Here is a 26,621-nt window from a genome sequence, read left to right as displayed (position 1 = left end):
AGACGGCCTGTATTCATGAATTGAGTTCGGGCAACTCGGTAAAAATCATCATAAATCAGAACTTAATTCAACAGTAAGCTTCGACCACACCCTCAAGGAGTCGCGGGCGCGACCTTTGTAAACATGACGATGAGGCTCGGATGCTGACCACGCTAAAAAACTATCCCACGACGGTAAACCTGCTGCTCTCTGCGTCACTGGTACTGACACTGGCCCGCGCGATCACGCTGCCTTACCTGGTCATCTACCTGGCGGGGAATTTCAGATTGAGCGTCGCCGATATCGGCCTGGTGATCGGAAGCACGCTGATCATCGGCTCGCTATTGAGCCTGTATGGCGGCTTTCTGGTGGATAGATTATCCAGTTACCGACTCATCCTGGGCTTCAGTGGCGTGTTCACAACGGGCTTTCTTGGGACTTACATAGCGCGCGATCTCTGGCAGTTCTACCTCTGCCTGGTGGCCATCAACCTGGCGTATGCCGTCATCGATATCGCTGTGAAATCCGGATTTGGCCGCCTGCTCCCTGTCGCCGGGCGCAGCGAAGTGTTTTCGATCAAATACACGTTGACCAACATCGGTTATGCCGTCGGGCCCTTTCTCGGTGCGGGGATGGCCACGCTGGATCCCAGCCTGCCATTTCTGATGTCGGCGGGACTTGGGGCCGGGTTCTTTTCAATCTACTTCGTGTGGGGCGACGGACGCCTGGCGAGCGTCGAGGCAAGCCGGCAACCGGCGCCGTTCCTGGCAGTGGGCATGCTTCTTCTGCGCGATTACCGGCTGGTGTGCTTTACCCTGGGCGGATTGCTCAGTGCCGTGGTTTTCGGCCAGTTCACCGCTTATCTCTCGCAATACCTGGTGGTCACCACGACACCCGAGGCGACCTACCGGATTATCAGCACCGTTGTCGCGACAAATGCGCTGATGGTGATCAGCCTGCAACACAGGGTCGGCAAAAGGATTTCTCACGAACATCTGAATCTGTGGCTCGCGGGGGGACTCAGCATGTTCATCCTGGGGCTGGCGGGTTTCGCCCTGTCCACCACCCTGGTTTTCTGGGTGATTTCCATGGCCATTTTCACCGTGGGCGAAATGATCGTATTTCCCGCTGAATACATGTTCATCGACAACATCGCGCCCAGTCACCTGCGGGGCATGTACTACGGTGCTCAAAACCTGAGCAACCTCGGCTCGGCATTGGGGCCTGTCCTGTGCGGAATGGTCCTGGCAACGCAGCCTGCCCACTACATGTTCTACATGCTCCTGCTCTTCATCATTGCGGGTGGGATGCTTTACTTCCTGGGGGCCTCTATTTCAAGGAATGCAAGGAGCGAACATGCAGCGTGAACCCATCGTGCCTGGCCAGGCGCTTCATTGTCCGGATCGGGTCGAATAGCGACCACCGCGGGTTGTGACTGATTGACACTTGTCCTCCCTCAACGTGGAGGACAAGCCATGAACGTGCCTAAGCGAGCGCGTCCCACCCCAACCGCTCACGCGCCTGTGTCAGGTCCGATTGCAGATCGTGGTTCCACAACCAGTCGAAACGTTCGGCGAGGGTTTTGCCCAGCAATTGATCGTCGTCGGCGACTGCCGGATCGCGCATTTCGTAAAGCTCGCCAGCTTCCCAGGACGTGCGTTGCACACGACAGGCACGGGGACGGCGAATGGCGTCATACACTTCGAGCACCGCTTGTGGCCGGCTCGCCAGCACCTGTGGATCGGCCAGCAATCGCGCCAGCAGCCAGGCATCTTCGAGCCCCTGCCCTGCCCCGGCGCCCTGGTGCGGCAACATGGCGTGAGCCGCGTCGCCAATCAGCCCCACCCGGCCGTGGACGTAGCCCGCCAGTTCATCGAGTTCGTGCAGCGCCCACAGTGTCGGTTGCGCAATGCACTCCAGCAGCACCCGCGCGGCATCGCCCCAGCCGGCGAACGCGGCGAGCATTTCCGCCTGGCTGGCATTGCGGACCCAGGGCGCATCGCTTGGCCAGGACGGGTCCGGCCGACTGCGATCGGAGGTGAATGCCACCACGTTGATCAGCCGCCCCTGCTTGACCGGGAAGGTGAGGATGTGAGCGTCGAGCCCCAGGTACATCTGCGGCACGTCGACCAGGTGTTCGTCGATACCACGGGCACGGTAGGCGGCGCGCAACGCCTGGCTGTCGATCATCCCGCGGTAGGCGCAGGTGCCGCTGAAGCGCGGTGCCGCCAGGGGCTGGCCGAGGCCTTGAAGCACGTGATCACGAATCGAAGACTTGATCCCGTCCGCCGCGATCAGCAGGTCACAGCGATGCTCGCTGCCATCGGTGAACAGCACGCGGGCCTGCCCGGCATCCTGCTCCACGCTCACCGCACGCTTGCCGAATCGGGCGATCCCTTCCGGCAACTGACGGGCCAGCGCGTCGAGAAAATCCGCACGGTGCACTGACGACTGTCCGACGCCTTCGGCCAGGCTCGCGCCCAGGTAACCGGCATCCTCGCCACGACGCCATTCGAACCAGATGTCCTGCCACGGATCCAGCGTGCGGTCGGCGATCTGCCGGTAGGGTTCGGCAATGCCCAGGCCGGCGATGGCGCGCACAGCGTTGGCGCCGAAGGAGACACCCGCCCCTACTTCGCCAAAGGCCGACGCCGCTTCGAACAACTGGACGCTGAGATGGGCGTGGCGGCACAGATCGAGGGCCAACGCCACGCCGGCGATGCCGCCGCCGACAATACCGATGTGCAAGGCAGACTGAGATGTACGCATGGCTATTACCCGTGTGACTGATTGTTATTGGAGTCGCTCAATCATCGTGCGCCGAGTGCTATTGATAAATACCGCCACTTCAATACACCGCATCATCGACGTGAATATTACTGGGCAGCCCCATCGCTCGATGATCGAAAGGCGCCCATAAAAAAACGAGCCTCTGGGGCTCGTCTTTATGTCAGCTGCGTGGGTTTATTGCGCGACGGTTTGCCTGGCGCGGGAGCCCTGCCGGCCCGGGACGTTTGCGATCAGGAAGACCAGGATCGCGATGGCGCCGATCAAGCCCGGCAGCGCAAAAATCAGGAAGCTCGCCTGAAGCGACAAGGACGACGCATGCAGTGCGCCGCCCAGCAGCGGGCCGATGATCGCCCCCGTGCGCCCCACCCCCATCGCCCAGCCGAGGCCGGTCGAGCGAATCTGCGGCGGGTAATACTGCACGGTACAAGCGTTGGCGAGGATCTGCGTGCCGATGGTGCAGGCCCCCGCCACGCCGATCAGCAGATAGAGCACCGGCAATGGCGCCTTGAGCGCCAGCAGGCTCAACGCCAGGGCGCCGCCTGCGAAGAAGACAAACAACACCTTGGCGATGCCGACTCGATCACCCAGCCAACCGCCCGCCACGGCGCCAATAATCGCCCCGAGGTTCAGGGCCACCAGAAACGCCAGGCTCGAATTCAAACCGTAGCCGGCGGCACTCATGAGCTTTGGCAACCAGGAACTCAGTGCATAGACCATCAACAGGCAACAGAAAAACGCCAGCCACAGCATGAACGTGCTGAGCTTGCGCCCCTCACGGAACAACTGCGCAATCGACACGTCCGCGCCTTGGGCCACCTGGCGGTTCAACTGGTCGGCTGCACCCGGCACGTGGCTCGGTTCGACCTGCATCAACAAGGCCTGAGCCCTGGAGGTCTGCCCGGAACGCAGCAGGAACTCCATCGACTCGGGCAGTTGCCTGATCAAAAAGGGCAAGGCCAACAGTGGAATCAAGGCGACGTAAAACACCGCCTGCCATCCCCACTGAGGAATCAGCGCCATGCCCAGGCCGGCAGACAACATGCCCCCTAACGAATAGCCACTGAACATCAGCGCCACCAGGGTGCTGCGGGATTTCTTCGGCGCGTACTCGTTCATCAGCGCGACGACGTTCGGCATCACGCCGCCGATGCCCAGACCGGCAATGAATCGGCATAACGCAAACGTTTCCGGGCTCTGCGCCAGGCCGTTGAGCGCCGTGACCCCACTGAACAGGGTGACGCAGATCATGATGGTTTTACGTCGGCCTATCCGGTCCGACAATGAGCCGAAAAACAGTGCCCCCAGCATCATGCCGATCAGCGCGCAGCTGCCCAGCGCCCCGGCCTGCAGCGAACTCAAGCCCCACTCGGCCATCAACGAGGGCAATACGACGCCATAGATGACCAGGTCATATCCGTCGAAGATGATGATCAGCGCGCACCAGAACAGCACGCGCGCATGGAAGGTATTGAAACGAGCCCCGTCAATCAGGGCTGATACATCGATCGTACGCATGGCATCGCTCTTTTTTGTCGTTGTTATTAGAGCCGGAGGTTCACAAGCCTCCGGAAATCACGCAGCTCTCGCTCCCGCGTGACGCAGGCCCTCCGCAACCCGGGCCGTGCGGTGATCATGGCCAAGGCCTGCCGCCTGTGAAATGCAGTGATCCGCATACCCGTTATTTCGAGCGTGAATAAAGATCGCGGACACTCATACGCCATGCCGCGCTTGCGATGGACGCGACGGCGCGGCACTTGATAGGCTCGCTGTCTTTCAGCGCTTGAGGCGTTATGGAATTACGAGAGCTGGATCTCAACCTGCTGTTGGTGTTCAACCAACTGTTGATCGACCGCAGGGTCTCGACGGCGGCGGATAATCTTCAACTGACCCAACCCGCTGTCAGCAACGCGCTGAAGCGATTACGCACGACCTTGAACGACGAACTGTTCGTGCGCACTTACCAGGGCATGGAGCCCACGCCCTATGCGCACCAGTTGGCCGAGCCGGTGGCGCTGGCCATCCAGACGCTGCGCGATGCGCTGAGTCGCCAGGATACGTTTGACCCGCTCACCAGCCATCGCCGATTCAGCATGGCAATGACCGACATCGGTGAAATCTACTTCATGCCGCGGCTGATGGATGCCCTGGCCGAGCGCGCGCCCGGTTGCTCCATCAGCACCTTGAGCAACAACGCAGACACCCTGGCCGAAGGGCTGCAAAACGGTTCAATAGACCTTGCAGTCGGGTTGTTGCCGCACCTTCAAGCGGGCTTTTTCCAGCAACGCCTGTTCCACCACCGCTACGTCTGCCTGTGTCGCAAAGGCCATCCTGCCACCCGGGAACCCTTGACGCTTGCGCGCTACTGCAGCTTTCACCACGTTCGTGTGGTCGCGGCGAACACCGGGCACGGCATCGTGGATAACTTCCTCGCGCGCGCCGGCATCGAGCGCAACATACGGCTGGAGGTTCCGCACTTCGTCGCGATCGGCCAGATACTGCAACGCACCGACTTGCTGGCGACGGTGCCCGAACGGTTTGCCAGCAGTTGCGAAGAGCCCTTCGGACTCACGGTCATACCGCCACCGGTGGATTTACCGACCATCGAAATCAACCTGTTCTGGCATGCCCGATACAACAAGGATCCGGCCAACCGCTGGTTGCGGCAGCTGATGTTCGAGCTGTTCTCCGACTGAATCCGGGCGGGTCAAGCCGCTCCCCCCCTGCCAATAGGGGTTCAAGGCAGCATTCATGGAGGGCGGCCGCCACCAAAAGCAGCCAAGGGATGGAGCGGCGAAAATTGCGAGCTAAGCTTGCATCTACTGCCTGTTGAGAGTCAGCCCTTCACCAAAGCCTCGGAGGGAAGCCAATGAAGCGCTTCGCCATGCTCATCGCGATCTCGTTGCTTGTCACGGCTTGTCAGAGCACCAACGACGGCGTCACCCGACTGGACAATTGTGTCTGCTACAAGGCGTCCGGGGGACAACCCGCGCAAGCATCACCCATGACATGGAAAGACCCCGAAGCGCTGCAGGAACAATTCTCCCATTGCATATGCCGGGCCTTTGTCGACCTGAAGCAGGCCGATGATCCCGGTCAATATTTCGTGCCCGGAACGCAAATCAAAACGCAACTCAAATGAAGCAAGCGCGGGGCCTGACAGGCCCGGCGTTCGACGCCATCGCGTGATGGTTGAATCGCGAGTGATCGAAGCCCGCAAGAGCCGCAGGGTGGGTGCCATGCTGGATGATTGTCGTTCCAGCAACGGCCGTTGACGGCTGCGGGCTTCGAGCACTCAGGCGGTGATTGCTCCCGGGAGCTTGTGGCTATTGATCTGCGGGTTGCCGTAGCACCTCGACATCGTCAGCCAATTGCTCGGCGGGTACAGGCGCATTGGGATGCATCGAATGTGAACCCGTTCTTCCGACTGCCTGGATGTAGCCAGAGGCGTCGTCGGCAGCGTCGTTGGCTCCAGCGGCTGGAGCCGAGACTGTCGAGACCTGGAAGGCAACGGGTTCAGCCACGGTGCGGGTCAGGTTTTGTTGCGTGGATGAGTCTGCCAGCGCTGGCAGGCAGGCTGCGGCCAGCAGCGCTGCGCTCATTGCGCTCGGTAGGGTTATGCTCATGGTTGTACGCCTCCATTAGAGTCGCACCTCAAAGTTTGCACCCCGGGGCGAAAAGAGGGGCGGCAGGCGACCGACGGCACAAGCTGATCGCAAGACCTTTTACGGCATCAACGGCAGCCCCACCCGAGGCTACACCGACTATCCGGCCTACCACCGGACAGCGGTCGAATAACGCATTCGACCTGCTCGCAATGGACGCCAACGATAACGCGGGCTGTCTGTATGATCGCGGTGTCTGCGCGTTTTTCGCGAGCAGGGCTCGCTCCTACAAGGGAATGCGTACATCCGTAAAAGTATAAAGCCGACCTGGCTTTGGCGGGTGCCCCGATCCCCTGTAGAAGCGAGCCCCGCTCGCGATGGTCGTCAACGATAACGCGCCCTGTCAGGATGAACGCGGTGTCTGGGCGTTTTTCGCGAGCAGGCTCGCTCCTACAGGGGAGCATGCGCCGTCAGGGCTGCTTCAAGGCGCCATCGAACGCAGGCGTCAACCCCGACAACTCCAGCTTGCGGACAAAGGCGCCAAGCCGCTGCTGCTTGTAGGCGTCCACGTCCAGGTCACGGTAATCGTAGAAACCCTGGCCATCGCGCAAGCCATTGCGGCCGTTGTGCATGTTGTCGGCAATCACCTGTGGCGACTCGAAACGCGGCGACAGTGCGCCACTCAGGTAACGCGAGGCGTAGTAGAGAATGTCGCCGCCGCCCCAGTCGATGAACTCCAGCAGGCCCAGCACCGAGAAGCGCAAACCAAAGCCGACGCGCACCGCGGTGTCGATATCTTCCGCGCTGGCCACGCCCTCTTCCACCATCCGCGCGGCTTCGTTCATCGCCAGGGCCTGGATGCGCGGCACGATGTAGCCCGCCACCGGATTGCACACCACGGGCACCTTGCCGATCCGCTTGAGCAGTTGCAGCAGCCGCTCGACCACCTGCGGGCAGGTCGCTTCACTGCGGCTGACTTCCACCAGCGGCATCAAGTACGCCGGGTTGAGCCAGTGCGCGTTCACAAAGCGCGCAGGCTCACTGACCATTTCGCTCAACTCGGTGACCAGGAAGGTCGAGGTGGTCGAGGCGATGATGGTCGACGCCGGGACCTGCTCGCTGATCCAGGCGAAGGTCTGCTGCTTGACCTCGACGACTTCCGGCACGGCTTCGAACACCAGGTCGCACTGGCGCAGTGTTTCGTCGGCCTGGGACCTGGATTTAAGCGTCAACCGGGACAGGGCAATGTCCGCCTGCGCCGGCTGGAGCAGGCCGAGGCGCACCAGCATCTGCAGTTCGCTGTGGATGTTGTTACGCACACGCTCGAAGTAACCGAGGCGCTCCTCCTCGGCGCGATCCTTGATATCGATGAGGGTGACCGGCAGGCCCGCATGGATGAACGCCAGGGCAATGCCCTCGCCCATCCGCCCGGCGCCGACCACGCTGACATGGGGCAACGCAGCGTCCATCAGTTGAACCCCCTGCTCAGCAGCTCGGTCATTTGCACCCGGTCAAGCTTGTCCAGGCCGAGGTTTTCCAGGGTGCGCCCTTCGGCATACAGGTCGCGCCCGGCAACGACCGAAGCAATGCTCAGCAGGCCCTGCGCAACCGGGGTCGGCACACCGGCCCAACGGCCGACCGACACCAGGAAGGACAAGCCCAGGCGGGTGTCTTCGAGCATGTAGCGGTGTTTCTGCAGATCGATGTCTTCGCGCCAGTCGCCGCTGTCGGTCAGCTTGCCGTGGGCGCCGCGACCGTACATCCACTCCTCGCCTTCGCTTTTGTTGTAGTGATCGGCCAGGGGAAAGTGCGGTGCGCCGTAGGTCAGTGCCTCGCGCACGGCCATGCGCTCGGCATCCAGCTGGTTGGTCACGCGGCGAATCGACGGCTGGGTGCCCTCGTTGTGAATGTCCCAGGCCTCGAAATGCTCCAGGGGACCGGCGTTCATCATGATCAGTGGCGGGTGGATGATGGGGCCGGCGTTCATCAACGCGCCGCTCAGGGCGTCTTCGATCGGCTCGACACTCGGGTAGGCCTCGCGCAGTACGGCGAACGCGTGTTCGGACAGGTTGCTTGGAAACACACCGGTCGGCAGACGGGTCGCGTAGCAGCTGATCACCAGGTCGCTGGCCCCGTGCTTGCGCACCAGGTACGGCAGCGTGCCGGTTTCCGCGAAGGCCACTTTGCTCTGGTTACCGGCATCGGCCATGGCCTTGGCGAATACGTAGCTGCCGAAGGTGCCGGGCGGCAGGAACACCACCTGACCGTCGCGCAGGTGCGGCGCCACTTGTTTGGCCAGGTCTTCGTGGGAGGTCGACGGCAGCGGGATGATGATCAGTTGCGCATCGCCCAGGGCTTCGGCCAGGTCGTCGGTCAGTGACAGCGTGTCGCCCGGCTGGCCGACGGAGAGCTGGCGGGTGCCCCGATAGTCCTTGATGGTCAGGCTGCCGATGGCCAGCAGTTCCCTGAGCGCTGCCGAATCACGGCGCCACAGGCGGGTCTGATGCCCCTTTTCAGCCATTTCGACAGCCGCGGCATAACAACCGTGTCCACCACCCAGCACCGTAATCTTCATGGAGTCGCTCCTCTTGTAAGAGACTCGATGCTAGCGGGCCGCACCGCCGCGGACTTATCCGATTGCGCAGCCGACTGACGGATTGCGCAGGCGTCTCAATGCGGGCGTCGGCGCAGGGTGTCCGACGGCAGGCAGCCATAGCGTTGCCGGTAGGCGCTGGAAAAATGCCCGAAGCTGTTGATGCCGTGACGCAACAGGATATCGGTGACGGTATCGCCGCCATTGCCCTGCTTGAGCGACTCGTGGATCAGCGCCAGGCGGCGGTCACGGATGTACTCGACCGGCGCTTGCTGGAGAAACTGCCGGAAGCCGCTCTGCAAGGTGCGGACCGAGACGCCACACAGCTCGCTCAGGGTTGCCAGGCTGATCGGTTCGTCCAGGTGCGCCTCGATGTAGTCGCGGGCTTTTTTCACGTGGTGCGGCAGCGGCGCGCGCGTATCGATCAACAGGTCCGCGGAGTAGTTGTGCGGCAGCTGGGTCAGCAGCAGTTGCATCAGGTAGTCGGACAGGCCGCTGGCGAGGCGCGAACCGTCCACGCCGCTGCCATACAGCCGGCAAATGTAGTCCAGGGTGTGATAGAGGCTGACGACGCCGGCGCCGAGGGGGTCGACGCTGACATCAAAGATCACCGACTGCCGCAGGCTGCGGCCGAGCAGGCGTTGCAGTTGCGTCTCCAGGGCATCACGGTCGACCCGCAGGATCAGGTTGCGGCATTGGCTATCGGTGACGATGCGGCTTTGCGCGAACGGCGAGGAAACGCTCAGGCACCCCGACTGCATCGCCGCGCTGCGCCGCCCGTGGGCCACTTCGCAATGGCCCTGCAAGGTGATGCGAAACAGGTACTGGTCGGCAATGTCGCCGATGGTGATCTCCACCGGCGCGCCATAGCGCAAGTCGAGCAGCGCCGAATCGCCGAAGAAGACGCCGTTGAGCCGGGTATGGATCGGCTCGTCACGCAACACGTTGAAGCTGTGCGGGCACAGGTAGTGGCTGACCTTGTCCTTGATCTCACGGTAATCGGCCGAGCTGAGCAGGCTGTGCCGTTCCAGCAGGTGTACATCATTCAACATCAAGGGTTCTCCTGATCTGGAGCGCCTCGGCCCCGCTCCCTTCTACAGGAGCGAGGCCGGGGCACCGATCATGGACTATGACCAATCAAGCGCGGCCCGGATACTCCCGGGCATAGCTTTCGCGGAAATGACCGCAGCCACGCCAGAGCAACAGCACGGTCAAGGCCGATGCACCGACGATCACCAGCGACATCGACGAACCGACCGCCGCGGGCGAGCCGAAGTAGCGGTCGGTCAACAGCGCCACCAGCGTGGTGCCCAGGCCCAGGCCCAGCAGGTTGCTGATCAGCAGGAACACCGCCGAGACCTGCGCGCGCACCTGGTTTGGCGCGAGGATCTGCATCGCCGCCGTGGACGCCGGCATCGGGAACGAGGCGAAGAACATCGCCGGCACCAGCAGGGTCACCGACAGCCACAGCGAGTCGACTTGCGGGAACAGCACCGCCGGCACCGCCATGCCGATTGCGCCAATCACCCCGGTGCGCATCGCCGCGTCCTGATGACCGCGCTTGGCTAACAGGTCGGTGAGCCATCCGCCGAACAACACCCCGGCGGTGTTGGCCAGCAACAGCACGGTGCCGAGCATGTAGCCCGCCTCGACCGGCGTCAGGCCGAACTTGCGGATGTACAGCGCCGGGCTCCAGCTCATCATGCAGAACAGGACCATGGCGTAGAACGAAAAGCCCAGGTAATGGCAGGTGAAGGTGGCACGGTGGCGGCCGAGAAAACGCATGCCGTCACCCAGCGCGACCTTCTTCGGCCGGCCCTGCGCATCGACCTGCAAGCCCTTGCGCGCCGGGTCGCGCACGGTGAGCCAGATCAGCAAACCGACGACGATACCGGGCAGGCCGACAATGAAGAACGCCAGCTGCCAGGCCTTCATCGCGCCGAGAAAGGCCACCTCGATGGTGTTCATGTCCTTGAGCATCGCGATCACATAGCCGCCCACCAGGAAGGCCAGGCCGCCGCCCACGAACGAACCGATCGAATAGATGCCGACGGCGCGACCGAGTTTTTCCTTGGGGAACATGTCGCTGAACATCGAGTACGCCGAGGGCGACAGGGCCGCTTCGCCGACACCGACGCCAATGCGCGCGAGGAACATGTGCAGGAAGTTCTTGCTCAGGCCGCACGCGGCGGTCGCCAGGCTCCAGAAGACCACGCCGACGGCGATGATTTTCGGTCGGGAGAAGCGGTCGGCCAGGTAGGCGATGGGCATGCCCATGAAGGCGTAGAACAACGAAAACGCCAGGCCGTGCAGCAAGCTGAACTGGGTGTCGCTGATCTGCAGGTCGGCCTTGATCGGCTCGATCATCAGCGCCAGGATCTGCCGATCCACAAACGAAAAGATGTAGGCGACCATGCACAGGCCAACCACATACCACTCGTACAGGTAGGTTTTCTTCTGCTGCAGGATCGCGTTATCGACCTGAATATTCACTAGGGTGTGCTCCTCTTGGAATCCGCTCATGCGCGCAGCGCGCCGGGTGACGGTGCACGGGGCACCGACGGGGAAGTTGCGGGGCAGATGTAAAGGACAAGTGGTTGCAACATGGTCAGGCCTCTTATTGTTATGGGGGTCTTCTGCGGGCGGACTGGGCTTACCAGAACTTCCAGGTGTAAGTGGTGGCGACACGGAATTCGTTGTAGTCGTAGCCGTACTTCTGTTTCACGTCGATATTGCGCAAGTCCACGCCCAAGCCTTGCAGCGCCCCGCTCTGCACCACGTAGCTGAGCCCCAGGTAGCGTTCGCTTTCCTGGTTGTCGCTCAGGTTTGCACCACGGTCCCAGTTCGTACCCTTGATGTAGCGGGTGTAGAACTTCAGCCCCGGCAGGCCCATTGCGGCAAAGTCATAGCCGTAGCGCACGCCCCAGGATTTTTCACCCGGGCGGACAAACCCCAGGGACGACCAGTGCACCAGGTAAGGTTGCGGGATATAGCCGTTCATGGTCGGGAACACGCTGTCACCGAGCATGCGCTGGTAACTGACGCCAAACATGTGAGCGCCCTTGAGCAAGGAGAACAAGGTGCCCCAGGAACGGTTGTCGATCACGCCATTCAAGGCATTGCCGTCTTCGTTGTTATTGAAGTAGCGCAAATCGGTTTTGAGTCGGTAGCCATTGCCCAGATCGGCCATGTGCATCAGGCCGAAATAGTGCTGCTGGTAAATGTCGTGCAACACGCCGTAGAAGTAACTGGCTTGCAGGTTCTTGGTGATGTCGTAAGTGGCGCCGCCGAAGTCCAGGCCGTCACTGTCGAGATTGTCGGTGGAGCCATATTTGTACAGTTTCTCGTGGTTGGACGACTCCCGTGTCACGGCAGACCAGAAGCGCCCGCCGGTCAACGTCAACCCTTCCACTTCCTTCGACTCGACCACGGCGCCCTGGTAGATGGTATCCAGTTGCCGGCTGGGGTCATCGAAGGCCACCGGCAATTGTGGGCGAAGATCGCCCACTTTCAGCTCGGTCTTGCTGTAGCGCATCTTCAAGGTTGCGCCGGCGCGGCTGTAGTCGTCGGCCGTTTGCCGGTCGCGCACGCTGTACGGCAGCGAACCGTCATTGCCCGACGAATCCAGGCGCACGGCGTATTGCGCATCCACATCAAGACCGATGGCCAGCGTGGTGTCGGTGTAGCCGGAGGTGAACTGCGCATCGAAACCCTGGGACCAACTGTGCACTTCGGAATCCGGCGCGTTGGTGTTGGTGTAGTTGCGGTGCAAGTAGAAGTTACGTGTATCCACCTTGAAGTGGCTGTCATCTATCACATCGGCCTGTGCGGCCAACGGCGAACAGATCATCCCCACCACGCCGGCAATGCCGAGCCCACGGCACGATTGCTTTCCCTGAAACATCTGACATCTCCACATCTGTATGTGCCTGGGCACTTGTATTTATAGGAGCAGGATCAAACTAAAAACCTGGCGACCGGGAAGCTGCGGGGCAGTGGCCTGGCAACTTCTGGCGGATTGCAGGAGAGAGATAGGGGACATTGGGTACGAGCATTGTCTGGCCTCTTGTTGTTATGGGGTAAAACGCCAGGCGGACTGAATGACAGTGTCCGCCACGACGGCACGCCGCTTGTCCACGCAAGGTAAGTCACCGGACGCTGCGCCGGTATCAAGATGAACAGCATCGCCAAGGGGGAAATCTCCAACCCGGCTAAAGGTTTCCCTTAGTGGGTTCAGCGCCGATCAGCCGTAAATGGCATCCGGACATGCGGACGCAGGCCACGCGGATAACGGCGCAGCGGGGACAGGCCGCTACCGGTTGGGGGTTCAACCGGTCGATGCAGCAGAGGGGCTAATTTTTTAGCAGATGTTTCGTGGGGTGGCTATGCAGCGGCCTGGTCGTCGCGATCAGGCACGCACAGGACTAGGAAGTCCTCTTCCCCGGATTTTGCCAGAACGAGGGATCGGCACTCTTGAGCCGCTCGACCGCGTTATTGATGTGGGTGAGCGCCGCCTGGCGAGCAGCCTCCGGGTCACGCTCGGCGATGGCCGCGTACACCGCGAAGTGCTCGGCCTGCACGGTCTTGGCCAGGTCGCGGCGGCGTTCCTCGTTGGAGCGCGTAATGCGGATCGCCTCCTTGATGAATTGCGCGATGAACTCGTGCAGCGACGGGTACAGCGGATTGCCGGTCGCCCGGGAAATGGAGTGATGGAACGCCAGGTCTTCCTCCACGCCATCGCGCCCCGCCTGCTCGGCGGCATCGATGGCCTTCAGTGCCTGGTGAATGGCTTTGAGCTGTGCCGATGAGTGCCGCTGCGCGGCCAGGGCAGCCGCCTCGCCTTCGATACCTCGGCGCAGTTCGGTAACCCGCAATACCGCCTCGATCGACCCGCCGACATCCAGATCGATGGTGAACGCCTTGATGTGCGCGCCTTCGTTGACCACGGTACCGCTGCCCTGGCGAACCTCGACCAGGCCGGCTGACTTGAGGCGCGAAATCGCCTCGCGAATCACCGTCCGGCTGACCCCGAAACGCTCCGAGAGCACCGGTTCAGTGGGCAGGCGATCGCCCGGCAGCGCTTCGCCGCTGGCGATATAGGCCTTCAGGGCGGCCGTCACCTGATCGGACAGCGTGCCTTTGGCGGAGTCCTTCAGGACCGCCAGCGCATCGGCGGCACAGGAAGATTTGTCAGGAATGGGCATAGGCATCTCAGGGGTCAAATCGGTGAACGGTACTGCATTTTAGACCTGCCGTCCTCTCTGAATCTCGCGGTTGAATTCGTATGACGTATTATGATAAAAAACGCCACATCATGTAATCCGACAAAAACAACGTCACCCACTACAAAAATAAGGATGGGGGAAACACATGACTGAATCAGTGATTCAAACCGGTGCCGCCGTGCCCGCCGATCGCTTCGAGGATCTGGCGTATCGCAAAGTGGCGTGGCGCATCCTGCCGCTGTTGTTGCTGTGCTACCTGGTCGCCTATCTGGACCGGGTCAACGTCGGTTTCGCCAAGCTGCAAATGTCCGACGACCTACAGTTTTCCGAAGCCGTCTATGGCCTGGGCGCAGGGATCTTCTTCATTGCCTACTTCCTCGTGGAAATTCCCAGCAACCTGATCCTGCATCGCGTTGGCGCGCGGTTGTGGATCGCCCGCATCATGATCACCTGGGGCATCATTTCCTCGGCCATGGCACTGGTCAGTACGCCGATGTCCTTCTACATCATGCGGTTCCTGCTGGGGATCGCCGAGGCCGGGTTCTACCCCGGCGTGATCCTCTATCTGTCCTACTGGTTCCCGACCCATCGGCGCGGCAAGATGTACGCCCTGTTTGCCACGGCGGTGCCGCTGTCCGGGCTGATCGGCGCGCCCTTGTCCGGCTGGATCATGAGCGCCTTCAACGGTGACCACGGGTTTGCCGGCTGGCAGTGGCTGTTCTTTCTTGAAGGCCTGCCTTCGATCGCCGTCGGTATCCTGGTGATTTTCTGCCTCAGCGACCGCATCTCCAGTGCTGGCTGGCTCACCCGGGAAGAAAAAAACCTGCTGCAGACGCGCATCGACGCGGAGTCCGCCGGCCACCAGAAACACAGCCTCAAAGAGGTGTTCCTGCAGCCGCGCATCTGGCTGCTGACGGCCATCTACTTCTGCATGATCGCCGGTTTCTACACCGTCGGTTTCTGGTTGCCGACCCTCATCCGCCAGGCCGGCGTCAGCGATGTGTTGCAGGTCGGCATGCTCACCGCCATCCCTTACGCCGCCGCGGCGATGACCATGATCCTGGTGTCGCGCAGCGCCGACCGGCTGCGCGAACGTCGCTGGCACCTGGCGCTGACCGCAGTGCTCGGGGGCATCGGCCTGTTCATTTCCGCCACCTGGAGCGACAACTTCACCGTGTCCATGATCGGCCTGACCCTCGGTTCCATGGGCGCCATGAGCACCCTGCCGTTGTTCTGGAGCCTGCCGACCGCCTTCCTCGGTGGCACGGCCGCCGCCGCCGGCATCGCCCTGATCAACTCCTGGGGCAACCTCGCGGGCTTCGTCTCGCCGTACCTGATGGGCTTCCTCAAAGACACCACCCACAGCACCACGATCGGCATGTACGTGATGGCAAGCGCCCTGTTCCTGGGTGCCCTGCTGGTCTTCAGAATTCCCGGAAAACTCGTCAACCGCTGACGTTTGGAGTAACTCATGAATATTCTCGTGACCGGTGCAGCCGGCTTCCTTGGCCGCCGTCTGATCGAAGCCCTGCTGCTGCGTGGTTCGCTCACCGACCGCGCTGGCCAGACTCAAGCCATCAGGCAAATCGTCGCCTTCGACATGGTCGCCCTCGAAGGGATCGACGATCCGCGGGTCAAGGTGGTGTGTGGCGACATCGCCGATCCGCAGGTGCTCGACCGCCTGATCGACGCCAGCACCGACAGCATCTTCCATCTGGCGGCGGTGGTCTCCAGCCAGGCCGAAGCCGATTTCGAACTGGGCATGCGCATCAATTTCACGGCGACCCAGAACATGCTCGAACGCATTCGCCAGCTGGGCACGTGCCCGAAATGGGTGATGACCAGTTCGGTCGCGGTGTTCGGCGGGCAATTGCCGCAGATCGTGCGCGACGATCAGGTCTGGGCGCCGCAGAGTTCCTATGGCACGCAAAAGGCCATGAACGACCTGCTGCTCGCCGACTACAGCCGGCGTGCGTTCGTCGATGGCCGCAGCCTGCGCATGCCGACCATCGTGGTGCGTCCGGGCAAACCCAATATGGCCGCATCCAGTTTCGCCAGCGGCATCATCCGCGAACCGCTCAACGGCCAGCCCAGCGTGTGCCCGGTGCCGCTTGAAACCCGGCTGTGGCTGATGTCGCCAGCGCAGGCGATCCGCAACCTGATCCATGGTCACGAACTGTCCGGCGAGCAACTGACCCAGGGCCGGGTGATCAACATGCCGGGGCTGTCGATTACCGTCGAACGGATGATCGACGCGCTGCGCCAGACCGCTGGCGCCGAGGTGGCCGGGCGGATTCGCCTGGAACGCAATCCGGCGATCGAGCGGATTGTCGGGTCGTGGCCTGGCGCCTTCAGCGCGACCTACTCCCGGGACCTGGGGTTCACCGCGGATGAAGATTTCACCGATGTGATCGAGCAGTTCCGCAACGAGTATCTGCCCGGCTAAACCCGATTGAGGAACCCGCTATGTTGAACGCCCCTGCCCGGCCGTTGCTGGGCTGTATCGCCGACGATTTCACCGGCGCCACCGACCTTGCCAACATGCTGGTGCGCGGTGGCATGCGCACCGTGCAAAGCATCGGCATCCCCGCGGCCGATGTGGCCGGCCAGCTCGACGCCGATGCAATCGTCATTGCCCTGAAGTCCCGCACCGTGCCCGCCGCCGAGGCCGTGAAGGCGTCGCTCGAAGCGTTGCACTGGCTGCGTGAGCGCGGCTGCGAGCAGATTTTCTTCAAGTACTGTTCGACCTTCGACTCGACCGCTGCCGGCAACATCGGCCAGGTCAGCGACGCCTTGCTCGACGCGCTGAACAGTGATTTCACCCTGGCGTGCCCTGCCTTTCCGGAAAACGGCCGCACGGTCTTTCGCGGGCATTTGTTCGTCCAGGACCAGCTGCTCAGCGAGTCGGGCATGCAGCATCACCCGCTGACGCCCATGACCGACGCGAACCTGGTTCGCGTGCTGCAAGCGCAGACCCGGGGCAAGGTCGGCTTGCTGCGGCATGACACGGTGTCCGGCGGCGTGGAGAGCATTCGAACCCGCATCGGCCAACTGCGCGCCGACGGCTGCCGCATGGCGATCGCCGACGCTTTGTCCGATGCCGACCTGCATGTGCTGGGCGAAGCCTGCGCCGACCTTGCCCTGCTCACCGGCGGTTCCGGGCTGGCCCTGGGCTTGCCGGACAACTTTCGCCGTGCCGGTAAACTGCGCGAACTGGACGCTGCGCAAGTGCCCACGGTCGAAGGTGGCGAAGTGGTGCTCGCGGGCAGCGCTTCGCAAGCCACCAATGGCCAGGTGGCGACCTGGCTGCAGGCCGGTCGCCCGGCCTTTCGGGTCGACCCGCTGGCCCTGGCCGCAGGACAACCGGTCATCGAGCAGGCGCTGGCCTTCGTCGCTGACCACCGGCAAACGGTGCTGATCTACGCCACCAGCACGCCGGACGAGGTCAAGGCCGTACAACGCGAACTGGGGTCCGAGCGTGCGGGGCACCTGGTCGAGCAGGCCATGGGCCGGATCGCCAGCGGATTGCGCATGGCCGGTGTTCGCCGCTTCGTGGTCGCCGGAGGGGAAACGTCGGGGGCCGTGGTCCAGGCGCTGAACGTCCAGCTGCTGCAGATCGGTGCGCAAATCGATCCGGGGGTGCCCGCTTGCGTCAGCACGCCCGGAGAACCGCTGGCCCTGGCCCTCAAGTCCGGCAATTTCGGCGGTCCTGACTTTTTTGACAAGGCCCTCAAGCACCTGGCGGGAGCCCCGGCATGAGCAACGAAATCGCCCTGCGCGAAGAGATCTGCGAGGTCGGCGCCTCGTTGTATGGCCGTGGCTACACGGTGGGCAGTGCCGGCAACATCAGCGCCCGGCTGGACGATGGCTGGCTGATCACGCCCACGGACGCGTGCCTGGGCCGGCTGGACCCGGCTTCGATTGCCAAGGTCAACCTGGCCGGGGAATGGGTCAGCGGCGACAAACCGTCGAAAACCCTGGCCTTGCACCGTCAGGTCTATGATCGCAACCCGGGGGTCGGCGGCGTGGTGCACACCCACTCGACCCATCTGGTGGCATTGACCTTGGCCGGGGTCTGGCACGAGGATGACATCCTGCCGCCGCTGACCCCCTATCAGGTGATGAAGGTCGGGCACATCCCGCTGATTGCCTATGAACGTCCCGGCTCGCCGAAGGTGGCCGAACGGGTGGCGCAACTGGCCAACCGCGTGCGCGGGGTCATGCTTGAGCGCCTGGGGCCGGTGGTCTGGGAAAGTTCGGTGTCCAGGGCCAGCTATGCCCTGGAAGAGCTGGAAGAAACGGCGCGCCTCTGGCTGATGAGCAATCCCCGGCCGAGCCCGCTGAGCCAGGCGGCGCTGGAAGAGTTGCGCGAGGTGTTCGCGGTCCAGTGGTAACACCCCCTTTTTGATGTCAGGAGTCTCCATGCCTCGTTTCGCTGCGAACCTCAGCATGCTCTACCCGGAACACGATTTCCTTGACCGCTTCGCCGCGGCCGCCGCCGATGGTTTCCAGGCGGTGGAGTACATGTTTCCCTACGACTACAGCGCCCGCGAACTGAAACAGCGGCTCGACGACAACGGCCTGGTCCAGGCCCTGTTCAACGCACCGCCCGGCAACATCGCGGCCGGTGAAAAAGGCACGGTGTCCCTGCCCGGCCGCGAATCGGAGTTTCGCGCCGGTTTCGACCAGGCGCTGGAATATGCCGCGGTCCTGGGCAACGACCGCATTCACGTCATGGCCGGACTGTTGGCGAACGAAGCCGATCGTGCCAGGCACCACGAGACCTACCTGGAAAACCTCAGCCACGCGGCGACGCAAGCGGCCAGGCATGGCATCACCGTGATGCTGGAACCGATCAATACCCGCGACATCCCCGGCTTTTTCCTCAACCACCAGCATCAGGCACAGGCCATCTGCAAGGCCATCGGCAAGGACAACCTCAAGGTCCAGTTCGACGTTTACCACTGCCAGATCGTCGAGGGCGACGTGGCGACCAAGCTGCGCCGGGATTTCGCCGGCATCGGCCATATCCAGATCGCAGGCGTGCCGGATCGCCACGAACCGGACCTGGGCAACGAGTTGAATTATCCCTACCTGTTCGAGTTGATCGATCAGTTGGGCTACAGCGGCTGGATCGGGTGCGAATACCGGCCACGGGGTAACACCTCCGAGGGCTTGCAATGGTTGCGTGACTGGCAAGCCCGGTCGGTCTGAGGCAGATCACCGCTTGAACATCGGCGACCCCGGGGTCGTCGATCACCGCTCGACGGGCTGCCGCCACTGCCGGCGGTTGCCCTCCCTTCGTGCTCGCCACTCGCTTGTGCCACACCCCGCCATACTTGGGTACTAAATCGCTCATACGCATGTATCCACCGCCCTTACCAACGCATAGCAGACGCCACCGGCCGGATCTTTAAACTGGCGCCATGGCCTTTGCTCATCAGTGGGCCTGCATCCCTCCCGGGTCAGTCAATCCGGCTATCCCGCCCGTCACTGTTGGCCCTGATCGCCCATGCGACCGATGCCGGCGAAAGCAGCAATTACTACTGTGGAGTCATAAAACATGAGTGCAGCTCAAAAGGTGGTCATCGTTACCGGCGCGTCACAAGGCATCGGTGCCGAAGTCGTCAAGGCGTTCCGCAAACTCGACTACCGCGTCGTCGCGACGTCCCGGACGATCAAGCCGTCGGACGACCCGGACATCCTGACGGTGGCGGGCGATATCGGTGACCGGGCAACGGCGCAGCGAGTCCTTCACGAAACGGTCGCGCGATTCGGCCGCGTCGACACCCTGGTGAATAACGCCGGCATCTACATCGGCAAGCCGTTCACCGAGCACAGCCTCGAAGACTTCAACGCCGTCACCCACGTGAATGTGGCCGGTTTCTATCACATCACCCAACTGGCCATCGCCGAAATGGAAAAGCACGGCAGCGGCCATGTGGTGACCGTCACCGGCAGCGTAGAGAACGGCATCAGCGGCGCGCATACGGCCTTGGCGGCGCTGACCAAGGGTGGCTTGAACGCCGTGACCCGATCGCTGGCGATCGAATACGCCAAGCACGGCATTCGCATCAACGCCGTGGCCCCGGGCGTGACCAAGACGCCGATGCACAATGAGGAGTACTACGAATTGCTGGGCTCCCTCCATCCGCTGGGACGTATGGGCGAAGCCAGCGAAATCGCCAGCGCCATCCTGTTCCTCGATTCGGCGGAGTTCATCACCGGAGAAATCCTGCACGTCGACGGCGGCCAGAGCGCCGGTCGGTAACGGGCGCTCAGATGAAGCCTGTCGTGAAGCGCCCGCGCAAGTAATCGACAAACACGCTGACGGCCCTGGGCACGCGGGCGGAGTAAGGGCGCACCAGATAAATGTCCTCGGGGAAGGCGCCGACCAGGCGCCACGTGGGCAGTACCTGCACCAAGGCTCCGCTCTTGAGCCCGGCTTGCGCACTGAAGTCGGGCAACAGCGCGATGCCCAGATCCGTCAGGGCCGCATCACGCAAGGCTTCGCTGTTGTTGGTTGCAAAGCTGCCTTTGATGGGCACGGTCAAGCGTTGTTCCTCCCCTTGCGCCGGGCCGGTGCCTTCGAACGCCCAGGCCGGCGTATCCTTGCCTCGCGGGTAATACAGGCAGTTGTGATCGACCAGATCCTGCGGACGCCGGGGTTCGCCGAATCGCTCCAGGTAACTGCGGGTCGCCACCAGCACCGAGTGCGTCGCGCACAACTTCCAGGCGACATGGGTATCCGGAATCTGATTGCTGTGCCGCACCGCCAGATCGAAACCCTCCGAAGCGATGGAGGAAATGTGATCGGAAACGTCGAGCTGCACTTTGACTTCGGGATATTCCTTGAAGAACCCGGCCAGTTCCGGGACCAGTTGCTGGCGGGCAAACGCGACCGGCGCTGTCAGCCGTATCAGGCCCCGCGCCACACCGGCCGAGTCCCGGACATCGGAAAAACTGCAGGCGATTTGCTCGTAGGCACTGCGCACGTCGCGAACCAGCGCGTTGCCGGCATCGGTCAACCGCACGCTGCGCGTGGTGCGCAACACCAGGCTCAGCCCCGTGGCTTTCTCAAGTTCGGCAATTCGCTGGCTCACCGCGGACTTGCTGACCCCCAACCGGATCGCCGCCGCGGTATAGGTGCCCTGCTCCGCCAGGATCGCCAGCCAGTGCAAATGGGTCCAGAGCCTTTCGACTTCGACTTTGAGCATGATTTGATTGTTCTCCCACGCAAACAATTAATTCGATTTTTGCGCCTCGCCATGAACAAAGCAACCGCTTAGTGTGGGCATCAAGCCCTGCGGTGCAGGCATTCCCTCCCTGGATGAGATGACCCACATGCCCCTGATGAAATTCGATGTCGTAGAAGGTCGTGACGACGCCCAGCTCAAAGCCCTACTGGACGCGGCGCATCGTGCGATGGTCGCGGCGTTTGAAGTGCCCGAACGCGATCGTTATCAGATCGTCAATGAACACCGGCCCAGCCGGATGATCGTCGAAGACACCGGCCTGGATATCCCGAGGACGAAAGACGTGATCATTGTCAGCGTCACCAGCAGGCCGCGCAGTGAAGCCTCGAAGATCAGGTTTTATGAGCTGCTCACGCATGAGCTACAGACCCATTGCAATATCCAGCCCAGCGACGTGATGGTGTCCATTGTGATCAACGACGATGCCGACTGGAGTTTCGGCCATGGACGGGCGCAGTTCCTGACCGGCGAGCTCTAGCCTTCACCGCAGGGTTGCAGGGGCACAGGATCAATTCCTGTGCCCCTGCCGCTGTTTCACCCGGCCCTCGATCCGTCCTTCAACGATGGCGGAACACCGGTGCCCGCTTGGCGAGGAACGCCTGCATGCCCTCCTTCTGTCCATCGGTGGCGAACGCGGCCTGGAACAGTCTGCGTTCGTGCAGCAGGCCTTCGCTCAAGCTCACTTCCAACGCGCGATTGACCGCTTCCTTGGCCATTTTCACGGCGGGTGCGTTGTAGCCGGCGATGGTATGGGCAGCCTCCAGCGCTGTTTGCAGCAGATCGGCCGAAGGCACGACCCGGGCCACCAGCCCGGCAGCCTTGGCTTCGGTCGCGTTGATGGTGCGACCGGTGAGGATCATGTCCATCGCCAGCGCCTTGCCAACCGAACGGGTGAGGCGTTGCGAGCCGCCGATCCCGGGCAGGATGCCCAACTTGATTTCCGGCTGGCCGAACTGCGCGTCTTCGGAGGCGATAATAAAGTCGCACATCATCGCCAGTTCGCAACCGCCCCCCAGTGCATAGCCGCTCACCGCAGCGATGATCGGTTTGCTGATCGTGGGCAATTGTGACCAGGCCGCGAAAACGTCGTGACGCTGCAAATCGACGAAGCTCTTGTCGGCCATTTCCTCAATGTCGGCACCGGCGGCGAAAGCCCGTGGGCTGCCGGCGATGACGATGGCGCCGATGTTGTCGTCGGCGTCGAAGCCGTGCAGCGCCGCGACCACTTCGCGGGACATGGCCACGCTCAGTGCATTGAGGGCCTTGGGCCGATGCAAGGTGATCAGCCCGACGCGCTCGCGTCGTTCGACCAGGATCGATTCGTAGCGCGGCGCCGGGGCGCCAGTGCCCGGTGTCTCGTTGCTGGATTTGATGGGGTTGCTGGCCGGTTTTTTGTCTTGGGTGGCTGGAGCGGTTGCGGCGGTCATGGAAGATTCTCCCGGGAAAATAAGCAGGCGTGGAAAGACGGACGATGGGCTAGCCAGCGTTCTGTAGCAGTGGTTCATCGAAGGCGCCCGTGGCCGGCGCGTAGTCGCCGGTGGGGGACATCAGCTGCGAGAGGATGCGTTCGCGGTGCTCATCCAGGCCCGGGGCGCGCACCGGCGTGGCGGCATCGATGTCGGCGTAGGCATTGAGCTTGATCGGGTTGCCGGCGGTGCGGAACGCCCGCCCGCCCTCGCCCTGCACCTGGATGATCATGTTGCGTGCCGCCAGTTGCGGGTGCTCGAACAGCTTGTCGATGGTGTTGATCGGCGAGCATGGCACCCCGGCTTCGTTGAGCCGGTCAATCCAGTGCGCGATGGGGGCGGTCAGCGTGATCGCCTGGATCGCCTCGATCAGCGCCGGCCGGTTGCGGCAACGCTGGGCGTTGCTGAGGAACTGCGGTTCCAGGGCCATTTGCGGGCTGCCCAGCGCGTCGGCCATGAGCATGAACAACTGGTCGTTACCCGCGGCAATGATGAAGCGCCCGTCTTGCGCGTCATAGGCCTCAAACGGCGAGAGCGAGGGATGGGCGTCGCCGGTGCGGGTGGGCACCGTGCCTTCGACGTCATAGGTCGCCAGCGCGGTTTCCATGAGTGCGGCCTGGCAGTCCAGCATTGCGATGTCCACGCGGGAGCCCTGGGCGTCGCGGGTGCGTTTATACAACGACGAGAGGATGCCGATCACGGCAAACAGCCCGGCGCTCAGATCGCCGAAACTGGTGCCGACGCGCGCCGGCGGTGCATCGGGCCAGCCGGTCAGGCTCATGATGCCGCCCATGGCCTGGACCACCATGTCGTAGCCCGGCAAGTCACTCATCGGGCCGGTCTGGCCGAAGCCCGAAATGGACGCGTACACCAGGTGCGGATGGGTCTGCGCGAGCCGTTCGGCGCCATAGCCCAGGCGATCCATCACCCCCGGCCGGAAGTTTTCCACCAGGACATCGGCCTCGGCGAGCATGCGCTCGACCAGCTCCCGGTCCCGCGGACTCTTGAGGTCCAGCGCGATGCTTTCCTTGCCGCGGTTGAAACAGGTGAAATAGGCCGAGTCATCCTCGACAAAGGGCCCAAAGGCTCGGGTGTCGTCGCCGGTGGCGAGTCGTTCGACCTTGATCACACGGGCGCCGAGGTCCGCGAGCACCATGGTGCAATACGGCCCCGAGAGAACGCGCGAGAAATCCAGGACAGTGATGCCGTCCAGCGGCCCCTTCCTGGCAGGCAGGCCTTGCGGGAAATCCATAATGTTGTTTCCTATTTGGATGGATTAGAGACCGGCGATGATCCAGCGTGCGGCTTTCTCCGCGATCATCAGCGTCGGGCTGTTGGTGTTGCCGCCGGTGATGGTCGGCATGACGCTCGCATCGACGACGCGCAAGCCGTGGATGCCGTGCACGCGCAGATGGCTGTCGACGACGGCCATCGGATCGGTGGCCTTGCCCATTTTCGCCGTGCCCACCGGATGGAAAATCGTCGAGCCGATGTCGCCGGCCAGGCGCGCCAGTTGCTCATCGGTCTGGTACTGGACGCCCGGTTTGTATTCCACGGGGCTGAAGCGCTCCATCGCCGGCTGTGCAGCGATGCGCCGGGTCAGCCGCAGCGAATCGGCCGCCACTCGACGGTCTTCGTCGGTGCTCAGGTAGTCGGGGGCAATGATCGGGGCATCGCGAAAATCCGCGCTGCGAATCGACACCGTGCCGCGACTGGTCGGGTGGATGTTGCAGACGCTGGCGGTAATGGCGGGGAACGCGTGCAGGGGTTGTCCGAACGCTTCCAGGCTCAAGGGTTGCACGTGGTATTGCAGATTGGGGTGCGCATAGGACTCATCGCTGCTGGTGAAGATGCCCAACTGCGAAGGCGCCATGCTCATGGGTCCACTGCGTTTGAGCGCGTACTCCAGGGCAATCGCGGCCTTGCCCAGCAACGTGGTCGCCTGGGTGTTGAGGGTCGACGCCCCTTGCACCTTGTAGACCGAACGGATCTGCAAATGGTCCTGCAGGTTGGCCCCCACGCCCGGCAAATGCCGCACCACCGGGATCTGGTGATCGTTCAGCAAGGCGGCATCGCCGATACCCGAAAGCTGCAACAACTGCGGGCTGCCGATGGCGCCGGCGCTGAGCACCACTTCGCGCCGGGCCCGGACGCTACGGTGCTGGCCCTGATGAATCAGTTCGACGCCGCAGCACAGGGTCTGCCCGTCATCACGCTGTTCAAACCGCAGGCGGGCGACTTGCGCGCCCGTCCACACCGTGAGGTTCTGGCGTTGTTTGAGGATCGGCCGCAGAAACGCCTTCGAGGCGTTCCAGCGCCAGCCGCTGCGCTGATTGACGTCGAAGTAACCGACACCGCGGTTGTCGCCGCCGTTGAAGTCATCGGTCGCCGCAATGCCCGCCTGCTCGGCAGCCTTGGCAAAGGCATCGAGGATGTCCCAGCGCAGGCGCTGTTTTTCAACGCGCCACTCACCGCCGTTGCTGTGCAGGGTCCGGAAGCGCGCCGCCTGGCTGTTTTCGCCTTCGGCGATGGCGGCATCGAGGCGATAGTGGTCCTCGTGGGCACGGAAGTCCTTCAGGCAGGCTTGCCAATTCCACGCGTCATCGCCGGTGACGCTGGCCCAGTGATCGTAGTCCTGAGCCTGGCCACGCATGTAGATCATGCCGTTGATGCTTGAGCTTCCGCCCAGTGTCTTGCCCCGTGGATAGAGCAATTCGCGGCCATTGAGGCCGGCCGACGGGGCGGTCCGGAAGCGCCAGTCGGTGCGCGGGTTATCGATGCAATACAGGTAGCCCACGGGGATGTGAATCCACGGGTAGTTGTCCGGGCCGCCGGCTTCAAGCAGCAGGACGCGGTGCGTGGGATCGGCGCTGAGCCGGTTGGCCAGCAGGCAACCGGCGGTGCCGGCACCGATGATGATGTAGTCGAAAGTTGGCTCACTCATTGGGACGCCTCACTTCTCACGAACGATTCACAGGCTTCCATATTAATTAGACCGATCGTATATAAAAGGTGAAAAAAAAGAGCCTAAGACCTCAGGCTCATCAGAAACAGGTCGGCGAATACCCTTAGCGGTTCGCCGTTTCGCTCAAGCTTGGCGCGTAGCACCGCACCTTCCCAGCCAATCCAGAAAAACGCCGCCAGGCGCGCGCTGTCCGCCTCCTCGCGCAATTCACCCACCGCCTTGGCTTCCTCCAGGCAGCGCTCGAACCGGGCCTGCCAATCCAGCAGGACGTTGGTCAATTGCGCGCGAAAGGACTCCGGCAACGCGCCCATCTCCTGTCCCAAATTACCGACGAGGCAACCTCGGCGGAAATCGAAGCGCTGCATCCCGCGCTCGGCCTCTTCGCAAAAGGCCTCGATGCGCTTGAGCGGGGTCAGGCCTTCGTCGAGCAGAAAGCGATCCAGCTTGCGCACGAAGTAGCGGGCGTACAGCGTGATCAGTTCACTGCCGTACGCTTCCTTGCTGGCGAAGAAGTGATAGAAAGAGCCTTTGGGCACACCGACTGACTTCAGGATCTCGTCGATGCCGGTGGCTGAAAACCCTTTCTCCGTCAGCGCGGCAACGCCAGCACGGCACAGGGTTTCACGGGTTTCCCGGTGGTCGCCCATGGCTTTGGCCGGGCGACCGCGCTTGCGAGGGGGAGCGATAATGTTCGTCATGCGACAACTAATAGACTGATCGTCTTAATAAATCAATCGATTTTCTC

The 26,621-nt window shown here is 62.6% G+C and carries 24 protein-coding genes; 10 read left to right on the top strand and 14 right to left on the bottom strand.

All coding sequences use genetic code 11. The features are described from left to right. The first annotated feature begins 140 nt into the window (after window positions 1-140). Window positions 141-1,346, top strand: a complete 1,206-nt coding sequence (locus tag F8N66_RS11070) for an MFS transporter (RefSeq protein WP_150770207.1) — start codon at window positions 141-143, stop codon at window positions 1,344-1,346. Between the two features lie 118 nt (window positions 1,347-1,464). Here F8N66_RS11070 and salA read toward each other — a convergent pair whose 3' ends face one another. Together salA and F8N66_RS11060 are read right to left on the bottom strand one after the other, a co-directional pair. Then, window positions 1,465-2,748 carry a salicylate 1-monooxygenase gene (salA, locus tag F8N66_RS11065; RefSeq protein ID WP_150770206.1) on the bottom strand — a complete coding sequence of 428 codons (1,284 nt, stop codon included), beginning with the start codon at window positions 2,746-2,748 and terminating at the stop codon, window positions 1,465-1,467. Window positions 2,749-2,943: 195 nt separating this feature from the next. Then, entirely contained in the window at window positions 2,944-4,284 is a 1,341-nt protein-coding gene (locus F8N66_RS11060; protein ID WP_150770205.1) for an MFS transporter, read from the bottom strand. A 275-nt stretch (window positions 4,285-4,559) separates the two neighbouring features. On the opposite strand from F8N66_RS11060, the gene F8N66_RS11055 reads away from it, so the two are divergent. Continuing rightward, the gene (locus F8N66_RS11055; RefSeq protein WP_150770204.1) at window positions 4,560-5,462 is read left to right on the top strand and encodes a LysR family transcriptional regulator; all 903 of its coding nucleotides are present in this window, start codon (window positions 4,560-4,562) and stop codon (window positions 5,460-5,462) included. A 173-nt stretch (window positions 5,463-5,635) separates the two neighbouring features. Further along, complete coding sequence (locus F8N66_RS11050) at window positions 5,636-5,908, top strand: hypothetical protein (protein WP_150770203.1); 273 nt, start codon at window positions 5,636-5,638, stop codon at window positions 5,906-5,908. A 184-nt stretch (window positions 5,909-6,092) separates the two neighbouring features. Here the strand turns inward: F8N66_RS11050 and F8N66_RS11045 are convergent, their stop codons facing one another. The 7 genes from F8N66_RS11045 to F8N66_RS11015 all read right to left on the bottom strand — a co-directional run bounded on the left by F8N66_RS11045 (window position 6,093) and on the right by F8N66_RS11015 (window position 14,174). Next, the gene (locus tag F8N66_RS11045) at window positions 6,093-6,392 is read right to left on the bottom strand and encodes a hypothetical protein (protein ID WP_150770202.1); all 300 of its coding nucleotides are present in this window, start codon (window positions 6,390-6,392) and stop codon (window positions 6,093-6,095) included. Window positions 6,393-6,841: 449 nt separating this feature from the next. Next, window positions 6,842-7,840 (bottom strand): 3-hydroxybutyryl-CoA dehydrogenase, encoded by a 999-nt coding sequence (locus tag F8N66_RS11040; protein ID WP_150770201.1) that lies wholly within the window; start codon window positions 7,838-7,840, stop codon window positions 6,842-6,844. Next, window positions 7,840-8,946 carry an NAD/NADP-dependent octopine/nopaline dehydrogenase family protein gene (locus F8N66_RS11035; RefSeq protein WP_150770200.1) on the bottom strand — a complete coding sequence of 369 codons (1,107 nt, stop codon included), beginning with the start codon at window positions 8,944-8,946 and terminating at the stop codon, window positions 7,840-7,842. The genes F8N66_RS11040 and F8N66_RS11035 overlap by 1 nt, the downstream gene beginning before the upstream one ends. Before the next feature lie 95 nt (window positions 8,947-9,041). After that, a complete protein-coding gene (locus F8N66_RS11030) occupies window positions 9,042-10,016 on the bottom strand; it encodes an AraC family transcriptional regulator (RefSeq protein ID WP_150770199.1) in 975 nt (324 codons plus the stop codon). Between the two features lie 85 nt (window positions 10,017-10,101). Beyond that, window positions 10,102-11,457 carry a spinster family MFS transporter gene (locus tag F8N66_RS11025; RefSeq protein WP_150770198.1) on the bottom strand — a complete coding sequence of 452 codons (1,356 nt, stop codon included), beginning with the start codon at window positions 11,455-11,457 and terminating at the stop codon, window positions 10,102-10,104. Between the two features lie 160 nt (window positions 11,458-11,617). After that, window positions 11,618-12,868 (bottom strand): OprD family outer membrane porin, encoded by a 1,251-nt coding sequence (locus F8N66_RS11020; RefSeq protein ID WP_150770197.1) that lies wholly within the window; start codon window positions 12,866-12,868, stop codon window positions 11,618-11,620. 520 nt (window positions 12,869-13,388) lie between these two features. Further along, window positions 13,389-14,174, bottom strand: a complete 786-nt coding sequence (locus F8N66_RS11015; RefSeq protein ID WP_150770196.1) for a FadR/GntR family transcriptional regulator — start codon at window positions 14,172-14,174, stop codon at window positions 13,389-13,391. Between the two features lie 160 nt (window positions 14,175-14,334). Here F8N66_RS11015 and F8N66_RS11010 point away from each other — a divergent pair, with 160 nt between their 5' ends. From F8N66_RS11010 to F8N66_RS10985, 6 genes are all read left to right on the top strand, one after another. After that, window positions 14,335-15,645, top strand: coding sequence for an MFS transporter (locus tag F8N66_RS11010; RefSeq protein ID WP_150770195.1), 1,311 nt, complete (start codon window positions 14,335-14,337; stop codon window positions 15,643-15,645). A gap of 15 nt (window positions 15,646-15,660) precedes the next feature. Next, window positions 15,661-16,635 carry a D-erythronate dehydrogenase gene (gene denD, locus F8N66_RS11005; protein ID WP_150770194.1) on the top strand — a complete coding sequence of 325 codons (975 nt, stop codon included), beginning with the start codon at window positions 15,661-15,663 and terminating at the stop codon, window positions 16,633-16,635. 20 nt (window positions 16,636-16,655) lie between these two features. After that, window positions 16,656-17,948 carry a 3-oxo-tetronate kinase gene (gene otnK, locus F8N66_RS11000; RefSeq protein WP_150770193.1) on the top strand — a complete coding sequence of 431 codons (1,293 nt, stop codon included), beginning with the start codon at window positions 16,656-16,658 and terminating at the stop codon, window positions 17,946-17,948. Further along, entirely contained in the window at window positions 17,945-18,583 is a 639-nt protein-coding gene (locus tag F8N66_RS10995) for an aldolase (RefSeq protein WP_150770192.1), read from the top strand. The genes otnK and F8N66_RS10995 overlap by 4 nt, the downstream gene beginning before the upstream one ends. A 28-nt stretch (window positions 18,584-18,611) precedes the next feature. Continuing rightward, window positions 18,612-19,403 carry a 2-oxo-tetronate isomerase gene (gene otnI / locus F8N66_RS10990; RefSeq protein ID WP_150770191.1) on the top strand — a complete coding sequence of 264 codons (792 nt, stop codon included), beginning with the start codon at window positions 18,612-18,614 and terminating at the stop codon, window positions 19,401-19,403. Between the two features lie 349 nt (window positions 19,404-19,752). Continuing rightward, entirely contained in the window at window positions 19,753-20,460 is a 708-nt protein-coding gene (locus F8N66_RS10985; RefSeq protein WP_150770190.1) for an SDR family NAD(P)-dependent oxidoreductase, read from the top strand. Window positions 20,461-20,467: 7 nt separating this feature from the next. Here F8N66_RS10985 and F8N66_RS10980 read toward each other — a convergent pair whose 3' ends face one another. Beyond that, entirely contained in the window at window positions 20,468-21,406 is a 939-nt protein-coding gene (locus F8N66_RS10980; protein ID WP_150770189.1) for a LysR family transcriptional regulator, read from the bottom strand. A 127-nt stretch (window positions 21,407-21,533) separates the two neighbouring features. Here F8N66_RS10980 and F8N66_RS10975 point away from each other — a divergent pair, with 127 nt between their 5' ends. Then, window positions 21,534-21,923, top strand: a complete 390-nt coding sequence (locus F8N66_RS10975) for a tautomerase family protein (protein WP_150770188.1) — start codon at window positions 21,534-21,536, stop codon at window positions 21,921-21,923. Between the two features lie 79 nt (window positions 21,924-22,002). On the opposite strand, the gene F8N66_RS10970 is transcribed toward F8N66_RS10975, so the two are convergent. From F8N66_RS10970 to F8N66_RS10955, 4 genes are all read right to left on the bottom strand, one after another. Further along, window positions 22,003-22,872 carry an enoyl-CoA hydratase gene (locus F8N66_RS10970; protein ID WP_150770187.1) on the bottom strand — a complete coding sequence of 290 codons (870 nt, stop codon included), beginning with the start codon at window positions 22,870-22,872 and terminating at the stop codon, window positions 22,003-22,005. Between the two features lie 49 nt (window positions 22,873-22,921). After that, window positions 22,922-24,163 carry a CaiB/BaiF CoA transferase family protein gene (locus F8N66_RS10965; protein ID WP_150770186.1) on the bottom strand — a complete coding sequence of 414 codons (1,242 nt, stop codon included), beginning with the start codon at window positions 24,161-24,163 and terminating at the stop codon, window positions 22,922-22,924. A gap of 24 nt (window positions 24,164-24,187) precedes the next feature. Beyond that, window positions 24,188-25,855 (bottom strand): GMC family oxidoreductase, encoded by a 1,668-nt coding sequence (locus F8N66_RS10960; RefSeq protein WP_150770185.1) that lies wholly within the window; start codon window positions 25,853-25,855, stop codon window positions 24,188-24,190. Window positions 25,856-25,938: 83 nt separating this feature from the next. Further along, on the bottom strand, window positions 25,939-26,574 hold the full coding sequence (locus F8N66_RS10955) for a TetR/AcrR family transcriptional regulator (protein WP_150770184.1): 636 nt from the start codon (window positions 26,572-26,574) through the stop codon (window positions 25,939-25,941). Between the last annotated feature and the right edge of the window lie 47 nt (window positions 26,575-26,621).

This window comes from Pseudomonas fluorescens (genome assembly GCF_902498195.1).
Lineage (GTDB): Bacteria > Pseudomonadota > Gammaproteobacteria > Pseudomonadales > Pseudomonadaceae > Aquipseudomonas > Aquipseudomonas fluorescens_BU.
Note: the sequence above shows the minus strand (reverse complement) of the source record. Positions and strands in the feature narration are given on the sequence as shown.

What these genes read in the sequence shown, in the direction of transcription:
- F8N66_RS11070 (WP_150770207.1), top strand. Translation starts at nt 141, where the DNA reads ATGCTGACCACGCTAAAAAACTATCCCACGACGGTAAACCTGCTGCTC.
- salA (WP_150770206.1), bottom strand. Translation starts at nt 2,748, where the DNA reads ATGCGTACATCTCAGTCTGCCTTGCACATCGGTATTGTCGGCGGCGGC.
- F8N66_RS11060 (WP_150770205.1), bottom strand. Translation starts at nt 4,284, where the DNA reads ATGCGTACGATCGATGTATCAGCCCTGATTGACGGGGCTCGTTTCAAT.
- F8N66_RS11055 (WP_150770204.1), top strand. Translation starts at nt 4,560, where the DNA reads ATGGAATTACGAGAGCTGGATCTCAACCTGCTGTTGGTGTTCAACCAA.
- F8N66_RS11050 (WP_150770203.1), top strand. Translation starts at nt 5,636, where the DNA reads ATGAAGCGCTTCGCCATGCTCATCGCGATCTCGTTGCTTGTCACGGCT.
- F8N66_RS11045 (WP_150770202.1), bottom strand. Translation starts at nt 6,392, where the DNA reads ATGAGCATAACCCTACCGAGCGCAATGAGCGCAGCGCTGCTGGCCGCA.
- F8N66_RS11040 (WP_150770201.1), bottom strand. Translation starts at nt 7,840, where the DNA reads ATGGACGCTGCGTTGCCCCATGTCAGCGTGGTCGGCGCCGGGCGGATG.
- F8N66_RS11035 (WP_150770200.1), bottom strand. Translation starts at nt 8,946, where the DNA reads ATGAAGATTACGGTGCTGGGTGGTGGACACGGTTGTTATGCCGCGGCT.
- F8N66_RS11030 (WP_150770199.1), bottom strand. Translation starts at nt 10,016, where the DNA reads ATGTTGAATGATGTACACCTGCTGGAACGGCACAGCCTGCTCAGCTCG.
- F8N66_RS11020 (WP_150770197.1), bottom strand. Translation starts at nt 12,868, where the DNA reads ATGTTTCAGGGAAAGCAATCGTGCCGTGGGCTCGGCATTGCCGGCGTG.
- F8N66_RS11015 (WP_150770196.1), bottom strand. Translation starts at nt 14,174, where the DNA reads ATGCCTATGCCCATTCCTGACAAATCTTCCTGTGCCGCCGATGCGCTG.
- F8N66_RS11010 (WP_150770195.1), top strand. Translation starts at nt 14,335, where the DNA reads ATGACTGAATCAGTGATTCAAACCGGTGCCGCCGTGCCCGCCGATCGC.
- denD (WP_150770194.1), top strand. Translation starts at nt 15,661, where the DNA reads ATGAATATTCTCGTGACCGGTGCAGCCGGCTTCCTTGGCCGCCGTCTG.
- otnK (WP_150770193.1), top strand. Translation starts at nt 16,656, where the DNA reads ATGTTGAACGCCCCTGCCCGGCCGTTGCTGGGCTGTATCGCCGACGAT.
- F8N66_RS10995 (WP_150770192.1), top strand. Translation starts at nt 17,945, where the DNA reads ATGAGCAACGAAATCGCCCTGCGCGAAGAGATCTGCGAGGTCGGCGCC.
- otnI (WP_150770191.1), top strand. Translation starts at nt 18,612, where the DNA reads ATGCCTCGTTTCGCTGCGAACCTCAGCATGCTCTACCCGGAACACGAT.
- F8N66_RS10985 (WP_150770190.1), top strand. Translation starts at nt 19,753, where the DNA reads ATGAGTGCAGCTCAAAAGGTGGTCATCGTTACCGGCGCGTCACAAGGC.
- F8N66_RS10980 (WP_150770189.1), bottom strand. Translation starts at nt 21,406, where the DNA reads ATGCTCAAAGTCGAAGTCGAAAGGCTCTGGACCCATTTGCACTGGCTG.
- F8N66_RS10975 (WP_150770188.1), top strand. Translation starts at nt 21,534, where the DNA reads ATGCCCCTGATGAAATTCGATGTCGTAGAAGGTCGTGACGACGCCCAG.
- F8N66_RS10970 (WP_150770187.1), bottom strand. Translation starts at nt 22,872, where the DNA reads ATGACCGCCGCAACCGCTCCAGCCACCCAAGACAAAAAACCGGCCAGC.
- F8N66_RS10965 (WP_150770186.1), bottom strand. Translation starts at nt 24,163, where the DNA reads ATGGATTTCCCGCAAGGCCTGCCTGCCAGGAAGGGGCCGCTGGACGGC.
- F8N66_RS10960 (WP_150770185.1), bottom strand. Translation starts at nt 25,855, where the DNA reads ATGAGTGAGCCAACTTTCGACTACATCATCATCGGTGCCGGCACCGCC.
- F8N66_RS10955 (WP_150770184.1), bottom strand. Translation starts at nt 26,574, where the DNA reads ATGACGAACATTATCGCTCCCCCTCGCAAGCGCGGTCGCCCGGCCAAA.